The following is a 15,145-nucleotide window of genomic DNA, read 5'->3' on the forward strand; positions in this document are numbered from 1 at the left end:
AGTACGCCAGCTTGCCTACGTTCATAGTTGAGGAGTCATTCGAGGCGCGTCTGCGCCATGCAATATCAGTTGCTTGGAAAGTATTCGCTAGAAAAGTCGGAGGCGGCCTGATTCCGGTTAACAAAGAAGCATCCATGCAGCTTCAGTACGCCTATGTACTAAAGCAGCTTCTCCCACTGATCTTGCATAATTCCGATGAGTCAGCAGACATCGAGCTTGAAACGGGAGTTAGGCTACCTACCGGCGCGAGCAACATCGACATATTGGTGACAGGCACCTCAGCGAAAGGCAGGATCAAAATCGCTATAGAGATGAAGTGCTATCGTAACATCACGTCCTCTGGCGGACCTCGTGGCGCACAAGACATATTCCAGAAGGATGTCTATGAAGACCTGCAAGTGCTTGAGCAATACGTGGAGCATGGTGTCGCGAGCCGCGGTATTGCGCTAGTCATGAACGATCTGCCGTCCATCACTACCCCCAAAGTCAAAAATGGGAAGTACTGGGCCTACGATATTTCCCATGGCACAACGTTCACAGGTGGGGCAATCAACGTTCCAATTGGTGGAAAACCTGTCTCCTTGATGTTGAAACGCTCTTATGCATTCGGCTGGTCGAAATTCGGCAGTATCTGGTTTACCGAAATTGAAGGCATGGACCAGCCAATTTAGGCTCATTACTTACAGCTCAGCCATCAGTGCCGCAACGATTTTATCGTGCCGAATCTGTATTGCATCTTGGTCCCAAACGCTACCAGTGCTGACAAACTTTGCTATTTCCCGTTGCTGGAAGTTATGTTGGTAGGTCACCAGTTTTTCGGCGAACGGGATGTTTCCCACTGCACAGTTGTGGGATTTGGACATAAGCAGGTAATTGCCGAGGCAGTTCAAGTATTCGTCCTTGAAGGTTTCGTCGTAGGTACCGTAACCATGTGGTCGAGCCTTAGGCTCGGTAGTGGGAGCGATGTGCTCCAGCTCTGGAAGCCTGGTGTCTTTACTACGCCGCGGCTTATAACCGCGCTGGCCTTGTCTTTCCAAGTGTACTTCATACTTCCATAGCAGGTGCTTTGCGGTTGAATGTCGGATCTCACACTCTAAAGCCTCTGCCAGCTTTTCATTGTTCCAGAAAGCCCACCACCCGCTGCCTACGGTCTTGAGATACTTGATGTTCCCAAGGATAGGGGTTATCGCCGGCGCCTCTATGGTAAACGCCTCGTAAGCATCATTGATGCGGGACGTGATATCTGCGCGAGTGCCAATCAGGCGATGGCGGATGATCAGACTTTCAAAGGCAACACAGAGCTGGTTCTTGTCCGATAGGGGAAGACCAAAGCGATAGGCTTTGAGAATAAATGGCAATACAACCGCGATCCCGCCCAAGGTCACCAGCGAGTGGATCGGAAAACTGCTTTGCTCGTCATCGCCGAAGAACACCAACAAATGCTCAAAGCTGATGGCCAGGGAGCAGGTGAAGTCTTTCACAAATTCAAGCGGCGCCTCTGCTGCGAGCATTTTCTCAATACGGTCCAGCGCGCCGCTTTCCCATAGAGAATTGAAGTGAACGCGCAAGGTGTACTGGAGTACATCGTCTTCATTGATGCGGTATTCAATTGCCGAGATCGACTTGTAGATGGTCTCGAAGCGATTCTGGATCTCTTCGATCAGGCTGTCCCGCGCTTGTTGATCTTCGCCATGAAGATGAATGGCATACATAAACTGTGCCTTCACCACCTCAAGGTTGGACGGGCTCTTGCCGCGGTTGTTCTGGAAGATAAACATCTGGATGGCTTCAGCCTCATCCCGCACCGGGTGCGTACTGCACGATGCTTGGGACACAATCCGCAGCATGTCGCTCAGGTAGGCTTCAGGCTGAGCACCCAGCTTCTTTTTGAAGAAGTCGAACGCGTTGATGAGTCGTCGGGCAGATGTGGTCAGCGAAGCGGGAGCGACGATTCTGGACTGGTTGATCACATAATCGACAAAGGTCTGGTTGTCGTAGTCAACCGTCTTGAAGCGGATCTGACTTTCCCGCTTGATCATGTCTTTGTAACAGTCCTGCTCGTCTTCGGTCAGGGCGCGCTTGGCTTCCAAACATACGAACAAGGCCGCCAGAAACAGCGTGATCGTGGTCAGGCGCTGCTGGCCGTCAATTACCCGATACTCTCCCTTCGTCTGCTCGAACAGGAAATGGCCGAAGTAATAAGGGCTGCGGGAGTTGCTGCTGCGGTAGGCTTCTAGGTCGGAGAGAAAAACCTGTGTCTGGCTGGCGCGGGTCGAACCTTCAACTGGCGTATCCCAGGCATAGGCACGTTGATATGCGGGCACCACGATGCGGTTGTTGGTCAGCATGCTGCGAATGGTTGACGATGCTTCCACGGGGTAAGTCCTTATGAGTGGTGGCGTATTGCCTCATCATCGCTTGAGTCTAGATTTTTTGCATGCTTTGGCTCTACGTTTTGCTCCCTTAGGCAACATACCAAACTCATCTTGGACATTTCCTAGACAGGACACGGGCCATTTGGGCAAAGAAATTTCCGTACCGATGAGCAAAATCCAGAGGGAAGCGCTCCGTTTGCCCGCGATATGTAGCGGATGGGCATGGGATACTGAGCAAGCGATGTCTCTCCGGACGAACGATTTTTTACGCTAATGCGCAGCCCATAGGGGCACGCTTATCAACGCCTCTGACTGTCCGCCTTGAGTCGATTGTAGTTTTCCACCGCTCGATTAATGCACTACTTATAGGGCTACAATCGAGCATTCGACGCGGCGAAATGTATAAGGTCATCCAACTATTTTAGGGGTAACTTGACCACCAAACGGCCAATCGCCACCATGATTCCACTGGAATCACCCCTCATTCACACCCTCCCCTCAAACCCCTGCCCCTCATTCCAGTTTCCCAACTGACAGCCTTCCTGCCCGCTCGCAACACTGGACACCCTTTTCAAGCCCGGAGGCCTGAAGTGTCCGAATCTATACAGCTCAATCTCGGTGCGCTACGTAGCTCGATGAAACTCACTCTTCACACCCACCACGCCGCCAGGATCTGGCATGGCCGGCAATTCAGTGAGGGCAAGAATGGTATCGTCGGCCTGAGCGGTTTTGTCAGCGTGATGAACAAGATGAAGCGCGGCGCCGAGCAGGATGACCCCTACTCGGACTGGTGGATGATCCGTATCGAAGAGAAGCTTACTGCCTGCAAGACCCATCTGACTGAAATCCAGGAGAATCTGGACCAGTTCATGGCTGGCATACCTCACGCCTTGAACATTGGCGACAACCTCAACATCCAGCCCGTCACTCTGCCGCTATTCATCAACGCGCAACTGGGTTTCAAAGCTGTATACCTGCTGACCCAATTTGACGATCTCGCTCGACGCTTACTGCTGGCTCATCACACCGCACTGATCGGCCGCCGGGACATGGAGCGCTGGCTTGACGATGGCGCGCATGAACTACGCAGCCTGTTCGCCTTTGCCCAGCAGTACAAATATTCGGGTGCCACACGCGAGGACTTCGCAGCCAACAATGCCAGGGCTAGAGAAGCGCTTGAGTCTTTTGGAGAACTGCCGCAGGACGTACTCGAAGGATCGCGCCGCTCCGAGTTCGCACCACCGATCATGCGCCCACGTGGCACAAGTGATGCGCATGTTAGCAGTGCGGCAGAAGACCTCGATGACACGGAGCGCTGAGCCATGTCGGATCTCAGTCACTCCACCGAAGCCAGACAGCCCGCCTTCAGGCCCCTGCAACAGGCAGCCTTCTCCAGCCTCGAACACGCAGCCTTCCTTAAAGGGCTTTTAAAACCTTTTAAGGGTAAGGGGGAGCTGAGCCAATTAGCCCTTGTTTCCCGCCAGTTGATGGGCAGCCTGATCCAGTTGGCCAACGAAGAAGTGCTGCCTCAGGCGCAACGGTACCCCTTCTCTCTGCTGCCCATCCGCATGACGCAGCAGTCCACCGGCGCTGGGACCGTATTCCTGCGCTGGAGCAGAACTGATCGCAGCAAGATGGGCGTTGGGCTCTGGGCCGAACTGCTACAGGACCCACGCACGCCGCCCAGCCTGATTCACGACCTGCACCAGCTCGAACTGCAGCGCATCGCGCTAAACATGCAGATCAGCCTGACCTACACCATCTCCCGCCAGGCAGCCGAATGCGCGGCAAAGATGGAGCAGGCAGAGGCTACCTATCAACACCGACTCAACGTCATCAACAACCACGCAAAGGAGGCCTGACCATGGCCACAAGTTTTTGGGGTGAAGGCAACATCGGCAGCAAGCCAGAATTCAAGGAATTCTCGAACGGCAACGAAGAGCCCCGGCGGTTGCTGCGCCTGAACGTTTACTTCGACAACTCCATCCCGCGGGGCGATGGCAAGTACGAAGACCGTGGCGGCTTCTGGGCCAACGTCGAACTCTGGCACAAGGATGCCGAGCGCTATTCCCGACTCTATGCCAAGGGCGTGAGGGTGTTGGTGCAGGGACGCATGCAGATGGACAAGTGGGAGGATGACGATGGAGCGGAGAATAGTGCGATGAAAGTTCAGGCCAGCAGGATTGGGATCTTGCCGCATCGGATCGACAGCATCGTGCTTGCTGCGGCCGATCATGCTGCGGCCGAATCCGAGGGTTAAAGCTGGCACAAAAATCGCCGTCCTCGTGAAGCTTTTGCGGGGAGGAAGCTCAGTCACGCTCACCTCAGATCCCATGCGAAGCTTCTGAAGCCTAACACCTCAACAGGTGATTCCACTGGAATCACGGTAGCCAACAGCGAGTATGATTCCAGTGGAATCATACTCGCCTAGCGCCATCGAAAGCCCCCCCGGATTCAGAGCCGCTCAGCCCGTGACGCTCGCTCACTCAAGCATGCAGTGTTCGACGGATATGACGACGGTCTGCTCCTACCTACATCAAAGACTGCATAGGATTATTGATTCATTACGTACTCTTAACATCTACCATCCACAAACACGTCATGATGGCGAAATTTCATCACAGCGATTGGAGTGCAGGGCCAGCTCAGCTAGAGTTGCAGCATCTATCAGCCTGGCGTTCAGTTGCTGAGCAGTCATCAGGGAAGAGACTATGCAAATTTTGCATCTGGAAATCGCAAATTTTCGCAAGCTACTGTCTGTAAGAATCGACCTCGCATCTCAAACTACCCTCCTCGTAGGAGCCAACAACAGTGGCAAGTCCTCTGCGATGCTGGCCTTGCGTAAGTTCCTCCTTTCGAAAGCGTCGATTTTCAGGTTGCAAGATCTTACTCTGAGCCATCTCGCCACAATCGACGCCATTGGTGAAGCTTGGGAGGCAGCAGATGATAACTTCCCCATCCCAGCTGCAAATGAATGGGCTGACTGGTTGCCAACGCTCGATATTTGGCTTAAAGCAGCTCAGGGCGAGCTTCATCACATCCGAGATCTCATACCGAACTTCGCTTGGAAAGGCGGCCATGTCGGTATGCGGTTCCGGCTGGAACCAGATGATATGCCAACACTGTTTGTTGATTACCGCAAAGAGCGGGCGCGAGTCAGGGAGCTTCAGCAGGAAATTCATAAACAGGCAACGCTAGGTACTCAGCCACCATCGCTTCCGCTCTGGCCGCAGAGCTTGCATGACTACCTGAATCGGCGAATCGGTAAAACCTTCAAGATCCGATGGTACCGGCTTGATCCAGCCCAGCTAAGATCTCCAGATCCTGTCACTCGTAAAGCTAACCAGCAACCGCTTGCGGCCACAGCAACGCCACTCGAGCGCAATCCCCTTACAGACTTGATTCGAGTCCACGAGATCAATGCTCAACGCGGCTTTGGTGACAGCGCTGACGAAGGCGTGCTGGAGGGGGGACATGGATCGGGCAGGAAGCTCTCGGAACAATTGAGAGCGTACTACAGCAGGCATCTCGATCCAGGCGATAGCCCAGATATCTCAGATTTGGAGGCCCTCAGAGCAATTGAGGCAGCTCAAACTGCCTTTGACACTCGATTAAGCACGAGCTTCGCACCTGCGCTCAAAGAAGTCGCCGGCTTGGGCTATCCGAATAACTCCGACCCGTCCATCCGAGTATCCACCCGCCTCGCCCCTACGGACGGGATGAACCACGAAGCAGCTGTGCTGTTTGAATTGGATTCCATTGGAGGGGCTCCTGGAGCACCGCTTCTTAGGCTTCCGGAAACGTCCAACGGGCTCGGCTACCAGAACCTCATATCAATGATATTCCGATTGATGGCATTTCGAGATGAATGGTTGAAGAAATACAGAAGTGCTGAAGAGCAAAGCGCTACTGGTGTTGAGCCTATACATCTGGTTCTAATCGAAGAACCCGAGGCCCACTTGCACGTCCAGGTTCAGCAAGCATTCATAAAACACGCCTACCATGTGCTGTGCAGCGACCCACTGCTCGCCAAGTATCCGAACCTCAGAACACAGCTAATGGTCAGTTCCCATTCGAGCCACGTAGCTCATGAGATTGACTACGAAAACTTGAGATACTTCCGCAGACTTCCGTCTGGCATGGCCGGGATATCAATCCCAGTATCTACCGTCTCGAACCTAAGCACAGTGTTCGGCGGGGCCAATCAAACAAAGGAATTCGTTACCCGGTACCTCCGAGCCCAACATGCAGACCTGTTTTTTGCGGACGCGGTGATCCTTGTTGAGGGGGCCGCTGAGCGCATGATGCTTCCACATTTTTTGAGGCAACACTTTCGTTTCCTAGACCAATGCTACATAACGATATTGGATATTGGCGGAAGCCATGCGCATCGGCTCCGCCCCCTGATCGATGCGTTAGGCATTGTCACTCTGGTAATAACTGACTTGGACGCGGGCATCCTACAAGTCGGCAAACCTGTCGAACGGAAGAAAGGCCAAACCACTAACAATCCCACCGTGCGCCATTGGATGCGAGCAGCAGGCCTTGGACATGATGTCGACTCATTGTTGGATTTGCCATTTGCTAGTAAAGCTCAACAAATCGATGAGCTTTTTTCGATCAGGATTGCTTATCAGACGCCCATAACTGTCCGGTTACCCAAAACCGGACTACATGTCGAAGCATTACCAAACACCTTTGAAGACAGCCTTGCCTTGAGCAATATGGAGTATTTCGCTAACAAAACGGGGCGCGGTCTGATGCGGTCCTTTGCCAAGGCGCTCCGTGAAGCAGAAACGTCCTTAGACCTTGGCACAGAGCTGTTCAGCAAGCTCAAGGACGGTGATAAGGCTGAGTTCGCACTACATGTTCTCGGCGATTCTGATTTCGTCAAGTTGACGGTGCCTACTTACATCCATGAAGGCTTAGTGTGGTTGCAGTCCAAGCTCGAAAGAAAAAGCAAAGAGCTACTGATCATCCCTACAGCTATTGTAGAGGTGACAGCATGAGCCGACGGCCGGAAGCTGATGCGGATGATGCTCCAGATGCCGATCAGATCATTCAAGACTGTCTGAATCTCGACCATCCGAAGAGTTTTTTCCTATACGCGGGCGCTGGCTCTGGCAAAACCTATTCGTTAGTCGAGGCCGTGAAAACTCTAAAGAATAGGGAGCGGCAACGACTGACTTTCGAAGGGCGCCAAATCGCGATCATTACCTATACCAAAGCGGCATCCGAGGAAATCACCCGCCGTCTTGAACACGACCCACTGGTAGTTGTATCAACCATTCACGCTTTCTCTTGGCGAATGATTCAGGGCTTTAATGACGATATTCGTGAGTGGCTACGGGTCAAGCTCACCCAAGACATCGGCGAGCTTAATGAGAAGCTCGGAAAGGCTCGAGGGCAAAACAAGACATTTATAGCAAATCAAGCTTCGAGGGATAGCAAAGCTCGTCGCCTCGACTCTCTGGATGAGATATCAACATTCATCTACAGCCCTACCGGTGACAATCGCGGCAGGCAAGCCCTAAATCATAGTGAAGTCATTCAAATGGCTGCTGCTTTTATCCAGCTGCCCCCATTGCTGAATATTATGGCGGATTTGCACCCGGTACTTTTGATCGATGAGAGCCAGGATACCTATGGGCCGCTCATGGATGCTTTTCTGCGAGCACAATCCCTAATTCCTGACCGTTTCTGTCTAGGGCTTCTCGGCGATACCATGCAACGCATCTACAACGATGGGAAGGCGCGTTTGGAGGAAGCTATCCCTCCAGATTGGGCCGTGCCCGAAAAGCGCATGAACCGTCGCAGCCCAATACGGGTAGTTGATCTTATCAACGTAATCCGCGCAGGCGCAGACAGTCATCAGCAGAAACCAAAGCCGGACGCTGTAGAAGGCACGGTACGAATGTTTTGCACTCAACAGACACCGGGGCAAGGCTTCGGATTGGAGGAGGATATCGCCCAACGTATGGCAGCCATCACCGGCGACGCTCAGTGGGCAACTGGCAAGGAAGGAAGAAAGACCCTGATACTTGAGCATAAGATGGCCGGACGCCGCATGGGTTTTGAGGGTGTGTTCACACCGCTGTATGGGGTAGAGCATCTGAAAACGGTGCTATTGGATGGAACACTGCCAATTTTAAAACTGTTCTTTGAACGGGTAATCCCTATTCTCCGGGCTGGTAAGGCAAACGATTTCAGCCTCATGGAATCCGTCCGGCTTCAGTCTCCGCTGCTCGATACGAAGTCTATGAGAGAGGCATCTGACCAGTTAGCCTTGCTTGAAAAAGCAGGAGCCGCAGCTGAGTCGCTGTGCGCACTATTCAATGCGAATGATCCTCTGATCGGAGATGTTGCTAATGTTCTGCTCGAAACAGGTCTACTAGATCTACCTGATCGCCTTGTGACAGCTCTATTACTGGGCACGACAACTGAGGATCCTCCCGACACATCGGATCGTGATGCATTAGAAACCCATGCATACCAGACTCTACTGGGGCGCCCCTTTTCGGAGATTTCTGCATTCGCTGGCTATACCGAGGGGCTTTCCCCCTTCGACACGCACCAAGGTGTAAAGGGCCTAGAGTTTCCTAGAGTCATGGTCATCCTCAACGATGAAGAAGCAGGCGGCTTCCTTTTCAGTTACGACAAGCTCTTGGGGGTCAAACCTGCTTCTGACAGCGACGTTAAAAATCAGCGCGAAGGCAAAGATGATTCCTTGGCTCGAACTCGTCGTCTGCTGTATGTCACTTGTAGCCGGGCGGAAGAAAGTCTCGCGATTGTGGTTTACACCACCCAGCCGGCGACGGCAAAGCAACGAGTTATTGAGGCTGGATGGCTCCGCCCAGAGGAGATCGAAATCCTATGATCTCGTCTCCCTACTAGCTGGCCCGTAATACAGCTGGGGTTATTTTCCCGCTGTGGGGTGCGCCCCTTTGCGGCTTGGCAAGCTATCTATTCTCGGCAGGTTAAAACTCTCTGCCTAGAACTTGCCAACTCGCTTGGTATAGACCGTTATATAGTCTTTTTCCGGCTTGATCTTGCCTACAAAGCCACGATCATTGAGCGCCTGACAAAGACGAACATCAAGCTCCGAATTCGGCAATCGCACATTACGTTTATTCCCCAACAACTCAGCGTATCCACCGGAGAGCGAAGCCAGTATCGACGAGGTCGTAGCCCAATCGACATGTAGTTTGAGAGCCTGATGAAGTAGCTCCTGCCTTTCACGTTGCGGAAGACTGGCATCGCACGCCCGCGACGCAATGATGCTTCTGCAATTCCGGGGCATGATAAATTTCTCGGCATTAGCCCTAGCGCACACCAATGCAAGTTTCCCGACTATAGCCGCGTGCCCAGCCTCTTCTCGCTCAACCAAACCCTCCCACATCTCGGCAATGTCACCAACAGGTACACTGGGCGCGGCGCTGATTAAACCGACAGTCTTCGGATCGAGCTTTCGCAGGTCGACATAGTCACGTGCATCAGTCCAGCACCTGATCAGATACGGCGCCTCTGCAACTGGAGCATTGTTGCAGATCTCCTCAAGAATCTGATCATCGAAGGGCACGAACGGAGATTTCGCCAAAAACTCCCATCGCTCAGCCGATATGTTCAGGCCTACGAGAGCTTCCGGGCCGACGGTGGTACTCTCGAAAATTTCAGTCAACGAGTCATCGTCAAGCTCCGAAGCTAGCAGATAGGCTTTTAAGTCATCCGCTTCGACCATCGAATCGTCCCAAAGCCGCTGAGCGTCGAATGTGTTTCTGGCAAGAAATGCTGTGAAGATGTCTTGGATACGATCCTGTTCTTCTTTGTCATCTGACTCAGATGGAGTCTTTGATGGTCTTACGATCATGCCGATGTAGTAATCCCATGCAGCATCTGCAACTGAACTTACCCGGTCTAGATCAAGCGCCCTCTCCCAGATGTTAGCGGTGAAACCTTCTAGGTCATCTATCATGCATTCGGTGTGTAGGAACAGACTCTCCTGCAGGTCCTGAACGTCTTCAACTAGGCCGAGAATATACGCAAGCGATTCAGTGTTTTCCTGGAGCTTATTTGGCTGCTTCATCAGCTCCGCGATAAAATCTTCAGGAGCAGTCTCAATCAATGAATCAAGTCCCGCGACACTTAGTGCTCGAAGGCGCCGGTAAGAAACCTCTCCGCCTTCGGTCGTAAACGTCTTCAGAATCAATTCCATCATCGAGAGGGTCAGCTGCAAGCAGCCCCAGCCAATTAACTGACGCAGCGTACTCTCACCGACATCTGCGGCAAGATTGTTGAAGCGGACCGGCTCATGGCGAAGCCACGCCCAGCCATCGATGTTCGAGGCCATACCTGTGATCAGGTGATTAACACCTGTGAGACTGGCAATAACTTCAAGGAACGGCTGCCGATGAGGCATAGCCTCAAGTTGTTGTTGAGACAACGCATCCATTATCGCGCACACCAAGACCTGTCGAGTGTCAGCCTCCTTGAATCGCTCAGAGTTCAAGATCACGGCGAACAACTCGGGGGCAAGTGCATACACAGCACGAACGAGCGATAACCTAGCATCCCCTGCAAGGATGATCGACACAGCCTCAGCCAATCGGCTCGCATTCTGATGGCCGCTTTGCAGGATGACGTCCAGCTTTTGCGTTCTCGTGTCTGACAGATCAGTCAGTGGTGCCGATAGTGAGAGTTGGACAATTAGGTCAGCGATAATGCCTTTGCCATCCCCGAGAGCATCGTGCTCCAATTTGCCGGCCACTCGCTCAGGATTTCGGACTGGCGAGGCGACATCGAGGGTGGCACGGCGCCTGAGTGCGAGAATCAGATTCTGATCATCGCGAGTAAGCGAACCCTCGTAGAAAAATCCAAGATAATCTGTGTAATCGGTATCGAGGTAGCCAGCGCGCATTAGGTAAACGACGATCTCCATTCCTGCCAGCCGCTGGTCAATGACTGCTCCATAATCACCACGGGCAGCTTCACGGAAGGAAATAGTCTTCATCTCGGTGAGCGTCCTCTCTGCCGCCCCAATGGCTTCATCCATCGACTTCATGGCCTGATGAATCCAAGCGAGACGCGGACGATAGGATGCTCTTTCAAGCGCATCATCTGGACGAACAATATGTCCAACTGGGTTATGGTTCGCCCACTGTGAAAAGAGCATACCCTTGAGTTGTTCGGCCTCACAGACTCGAGTGAAGACTTCGTCCTGTAGAAAATCGTTGAGGGGGACTCGCTGGTTACCGTCGACTAGAACGTAATTCGCGCCGTCTATTCCACTTGCCCTCAGCACCTCGAACCAGACACTTAACCTAAGATCGATTATGCGCTCTGCACCGTGTTCCTCACGCTGGGACTTTTCTTTGATTAATCGTTCGAGCTCAGCGAGTGCTTGCGATGGTTGGTTAGCCCAAGCAGACAACCCCGTGAGCAAGCTGTAAACCTTCCCTCTTCGCTTAACCAACTCTGCAAATTCTTCCGGATAGAGGTTTCTAAACACCACGATGGCAAACAACTTGTTTTGATCCAGCTTGAGGCCACCGTGGGAAAGCAGGCTCGCAAAAATGTCGTACTCATTGACGATGTTCTTGATCAGCCGCATCTCATCGATGTAATAACAAACGGTCTCCACGAGAACTGGGTCAAGATCAGCACCTAGCTTCTTGCCATCAACAGACCGTTTCATCATCAGTTCGTTAAGTTTCTCCCTCGAATTTTCAGAATTGACGACAGGAATCACCGGGATAATGAGATCAAAAAATTTCGTCTTGTCGGTGACGGTAAACAGCTCGTCACGAATTGCGTAAATGAAGTGAACAGGTCGAGTTATTTGGGGTGAGTGCCGGATAGTGAAGTTGATCTCGCGCAAGCGGAAAAAAATTTCCTGAGTTCCGAAACGGTCCAAATCCTCAATCACCACGACGCGAACATCACTTCGTTCAAAGCAGTAGATGATTTCATCTACGTTCTTGTGGAGTACGGATCCGTGATTCACGGCCTCGAGCTTTCCACCCTTCAAGGTCAAGCCGTCAATACTGAACATAGACAGAAACTTGAGTCCCGCGTAGAGAAGGTACACACCACCTAGGCCTGTTACCGAGACTGCCAGCCAAGCCGGAATCGTCAACAGACTCGTTAGCAACCAAGCAGGATCTAGCGTAGGTATCACCTTCAACGTAGGGACGTAAAGCCGCATGCACGCGATGAGCATTATTCCCCAAAAAATCGTGCGCCTAGCAATGCTACGCCGTGATGTCTGGACAATTCGCTTGAGCCTGGTTTTGGGTACGCGTGCAGCAGGCACAGCGTAGAGGAGCTGCTGGACTATCGTTTCCTCAATCCTAGCGATCAAATCGCTTGAGGTACTACTCTCGCCGGAATCCTTTACTGACTGAGAGTTTCTGGCTGAGGTTTCAGAGGGTTCAGCGTCCGAAACCGTCAAAGGTGGAGGGGCATCTTTGCTGAAGGTAGCGAGGGAAACATAAGCCGTTTGAAGTTCTGGATGCCGCTCAAAGAAGGTCTTCAGAACACTGCTCTTACCGGCCCCATATCCACCGGTAAGTGCGATGTTCAGAACCTCGTCCTTGCCAAGTGCGCCAAGCAATTCTCGCTCATAGCGGTCAAAGTGGTCACTGTCGATCAGAACTGGCGTGAGCGGCTCAAACGAACCTGACGAAGAAGACGCGGAGCACAAAGAGTGGAAGATGCGAATCCCTTCTTTAGCTGCAACCAAAAAAGCTGCATATTTCAATTTGATACTGGCTAATAATCCCTGTGACATTGGCAATCCCGGTTTTATACATCCCTGCCTTAAGGCTTGGGCATCTGCTAAGTAATTGAGCACAAGCTAGGCCAGCGCCATCCTCTATAGCGGCTATATGCCACACTTATAAGCCACTGATCCAGCATTGCTTTAGAAACAGTGCGTACGTTGCGTGTTTCAGAGAGAGCCTGAACGCGTTAGGCCGCTTCGCCGAGGCAGCCGGAATCCAAGCGTTTCAAGTTGAAGTTTCGCCCTCCATGCAGGGAAACCCGCTCAGTTACAACTCACTATCCAAAGCTGATCCAGCCTCGTAGTAAAACTCCCACTCATCATCTCCCGCCGCATGCCCCACTCCGGATCCGTCGGCACACAAGCCGCCCGAAGCGTCCCCCTGCCCCATCTCCCATTTATCTCATCCAGCACAGTCATGACCTTCTCCGCCGCCTGTGGCTGAGCAGCCGCAAATAAATCATCCGTAAATTCACCGGGCTGCCTCAGATCCAGCAACAACACCTCCGCCTTGCTGTACTTGAACCCAGGCCGAAACAACCTATGCACCGCCTCAGTAGCAGCCTTGGTCATCAGCCTCACATCATTCGTCGCGTATGGCAGCTCAACCAGCGCGCCGTTGGCGTACTTGGCCTCCTCCGGGTTGAACATCCCCGTGCGGATGCTGACGCGGATTTTCTTGCAGAGTGAGTTCTGCGCTCGCAGCTTTTCCGCTGCGCGCTGGACGTAGGTGGCCACCGCTTCCTTGATCGGTTCGATGGTGGTTACCCGATGGCCAAACATGCGGCTGCTGCAGATTTCTTGCTTGGGTGGATCTGCCTCGTTTAGCTCCAGGCAGGATGTCCCTGCCAATTCGCGTGCAGTCTTTTCGATGACCACGCTGAATTTCTGGCGGAGCATCGATGGATCGGCTTTCGCCAGGTCCATCGCTGTCTTGATGTTCATGCCCTCCAGGTGAGCTTTCATGCGCCGACCGATACCCCACACCTCGCCGACATCGGTGTTGCGTAGTACCCAATCGCGCTTGAACGGATCGCAAATGTCGACCACTCCGCCGGTTTTATCCTGCAGACGCTTTGCCGTGTGATTGGCCAGCTTAGCCAAGGTTTTGGTGGGGGCGATGCCTACGCCCACTGGAATGCCTGTGCACTTGTAGATGGTCGTGCGGATCTTTCGACCGAATGCAGTGAGATCCCCAGGCATGCCGGTGAGATCCGCAAAGGCTTCGTCGATGCTGTACACCTCGACGGCGGGCACCATGGATTCGATGATGGTCATCACCCGCTCGCTCATGTCGCCGTACAGCGCATAGTTACTGCTGAAAACCTCCACCCCGTTCTGACGGAGTGTGTCTTTGATCTGGAAGTACGGCGCGCCCATTTTTACGAACGGCTTGGCATCGTAGCTACGTGCGATGACGCAGCCGTCGTTATTGCTCAACACCACAATCGGCGTCTTCGCCAGGTCCGGGCGGAATACACGCTCGCAACTCGCGTAAAAGCTGTTGCAGTCGATCAGAGCAAATACAGGCTCACGATTTGCCATGAGCGCGCACGCTGTATGTCACCACGCCCCAGATAACCAACTCGTCGCTTTCCATCACGTGACGTGGTGGGAACTTGCTGTTTTCGGAGGTGAGCATGCAAGAGTTCTCACGCATATGGAGGCGCTTGCAGACCGGCTCAGTATTGAGCGCAGCGATGACGATGTCGCCATGCTCTGCGTAAAGGCTGCGATCAACAATCACAAGATCCCCGGAGAAAATTCCCGCCCCCTGCATGCTGTCGCCTTCAATTTTCGCCACGTACACATGGGGGGCACGGATGTCGAATAACTCATCCAGCGAGATGTGCTTTTCGATGTGATCGGCGGCCGGTGACGGGAAGCCCGCAGGCACCTTAAAGGAATAAAGCGGGAGCTTTGCTCCCCCTGCCGATATCTGACCAAGGATGGTAATACTCATGATGCTGACCTTGCGACGAGTGACTGTATG

At 52.9% G+C, this 15,145-nt stretch carries 10 protein-coding genes; 6 read left to right on the forward strand and 4 right to left on the reverse strand.

All coding sequences use genetic code 11. The features are described 5' to 3' along the window. Positions 1-11 precede the first annotated feature (11 nt). On the forward strand, positions 12-671 hold the full coding sequence (locus tag KDX30_RS00895; protein WP_231674688.1) for a hypothetical protein: 660 nt from the start codon (positions 12-14) through the stop codon (positions 669-671). A gap of 9 nt (positions 672-680) precedes the next feature. On the opposite strand, the gene KDX30_RS00900 is transcribed toward KDX30_RS00895, so the two are convergent. Then, on the reverse strand, positions 681-2,375 hold the full coding sequence (locus KDX30_RS00900; RefSeq protein ID WP_231674689.1) for a DUF262 domain-containing protein: 1,695 nt from the start codon (positions 2,373-2,375) through the stop codon (positions 681-683). A 590-nt stretch (positions 2,376-2,965) separates the two neighbouring features. Here KDX30_RS00900 and KDX30_RS00905 point away from each other — a divergent pair. The 5 genes from KDX30_RS00905 (at position 2,966) to KDX30_RS00925 (ending at position 9,252) form a co-directional block, all read left to right on the forward strand. Beyond that, positions 2,966-3,694 (forward strand): PFL_4669 family integrating conjugative element protein, encoded by a 729-nt coding sequence (locus tag KDX30_RS00905; RefSeq protein WP_319946076.1) that lies wholly within the window; start codon positions 2,966-2,968, stop codon positions 3,692-3,694. A gap of 3 nt (positions 3,695-3,697) precedes the next feature. Continuing rightward, entirely contained in the window at positions 3,698-4,237 is a 540-nt protein-coding gene (locus KDX30_RS00910) for a DUF3158 family protein (protein WP_231674690.1), read from the forward strand. A 2-nt stretch (positions 4,238-4,239) separates the two neighbouring features. Continuing rightward, the gene (locus tag KDX30_RS00915) at positions 4,240-4,635 is read left to right on the forward strand and encodes a single-stranded DNA-binding protein (RefSeq protein WP_231674691.1); all 396 of its coding nucleotides are present in this window, start codon (positions 4,240-4,242) and stop codon (positions 4,633-4,635) included. Between the two features lie 451 nt (positions 4,636-5,086). After that, positions 5,087-7,384: an AAA family ATPase gene (locus tag KDX30_RS00920; RefSeq protein WP_231674692.1), complete on the forward strand. Its 2,298-nt coding sequence runs from the start codon at positions 5,087-5,089 to the stop codon at positions 7,382-7,384. After that, positions 7,381-9,252 (forward strand): UvrD-helicase domain-containing protein, encoded by a 1,872-nt coding sequence (locus KDX30_RS00925; RefSeq protein WP_231674693.1) that lies wholly within the window; start codon positions 7,381-7,383, stop codon positions 9,250-9,252. Before KDX30_RS00920 ends, KDX30_RS00925 begins: the two co-directional genes overlap by 4 nt. Before the next feature lie 114 nt (positions 9,253-9,366). Here KDX30_RS00925 and KDX30_RS00930 read toward each other — a convergent pair whose 3' ends face one another. The 3 genes from KDX30_RS00930 to KDX30_RS00940 all read right to left on the reverse strand — a co-directional run bounded on the left by KDX30_RS00930 (position 9,367) and on the right by KDX30_RS00940 (position 15,115). After that, complete coding sequence (locus tag KDX30_RS00930; protein WP_231674694.1) at positions 9,367-13,161, reverse strand: YobI family P-loop NTPase; 3,795 nt, start codon at positions 13,159-13,161, stop codon at positions 9,367-9,369. A gap of 255 nt (positions 13,162-13,416) precedes the next feature. Then, on the reverse strand, positions 13,417-14,697 hold the full coding sequence (locus KDX30_RS00935; RefSeq protein WP_231674695.1) for a Y-family DNA polymerase: 1,281 nt from the start codon (positions 14,695-14,697) through the stop codon (positions 13,417-13,419). Further along, entirely contained in the window at positions 14,684-15,115 is a 432-nt protein-coding gene (locus KDX30_RS00940; RefSeq protein WP_027899047.1) for a LexA family protein, read from the reverse strand. The genes KDX30_RS00935 and KDX30_RS00940 overlap by 14 nt, the downstream gene beginning before the upstream one ends. Positions 15,116-15,145 lie beyond the last annotated feature (30 nt).

Source organism: Pseudomonas quasicaspiana (assembly GCF_021147825.1).
Lineage (GTDB): Bacteria > Pseudomonadota > Gammaproteobacteria > Pseudomonadales > Pseudomonadaceae > Aquipseudomonas > Aquipseudomonas quasicaspiana.

Coding starts and splice junctions, on each gene's coding strand:
- KDX30_RS00910 (WP_231674690.1), top strand. CDS start 3,698: ATGTCGGATCTCAGTCACTCCACCGAAGCCAGACAGCCCGCCTTCAGG.
- KDX30_RS00915 (WP_231674691.1), top strand. CDS start 4,240: ATGGCCACAAGTTTTTGGGGTGAAGGCAACATCGGCAGCAAGCCAGAA.
- KDX30_RS00920 (WP_231674692.1), top strand. CDS start 5,087: ATGCAAATTTTGCATCTGGAAATCGCAAATTTTCGCAAGCTACTGTCT.
- KDX30_RS00925 (WP_231674693.1), top strand. CDS start 7,381: ATGAGCCGACGGCCGGAAGCTGATGCGGATGATGCTCCAGATGCCGAT.
- KDX30_RS00930 (WP_231674694.1), bottom strand. CDS start 13,161: ATGTCACAGGGATTATTAGCCAGTATCAAATTGAAATATGCAGCTTTT.
- KDX30_RS00935 (WP_231674695.1), bottom strand. CDS start 14,697: ATGGCAAATCGTGAGCCTGTATTTGCTCTGATCGACTGCAACAGCTTT.
- KDX30_RS00940 (WP_027899047.1), bottom strand. CDS start 15,115: ATGAGTATTACCATCCTTGGTCAGATATCGGCAGGGGGAGCAAAGCTC.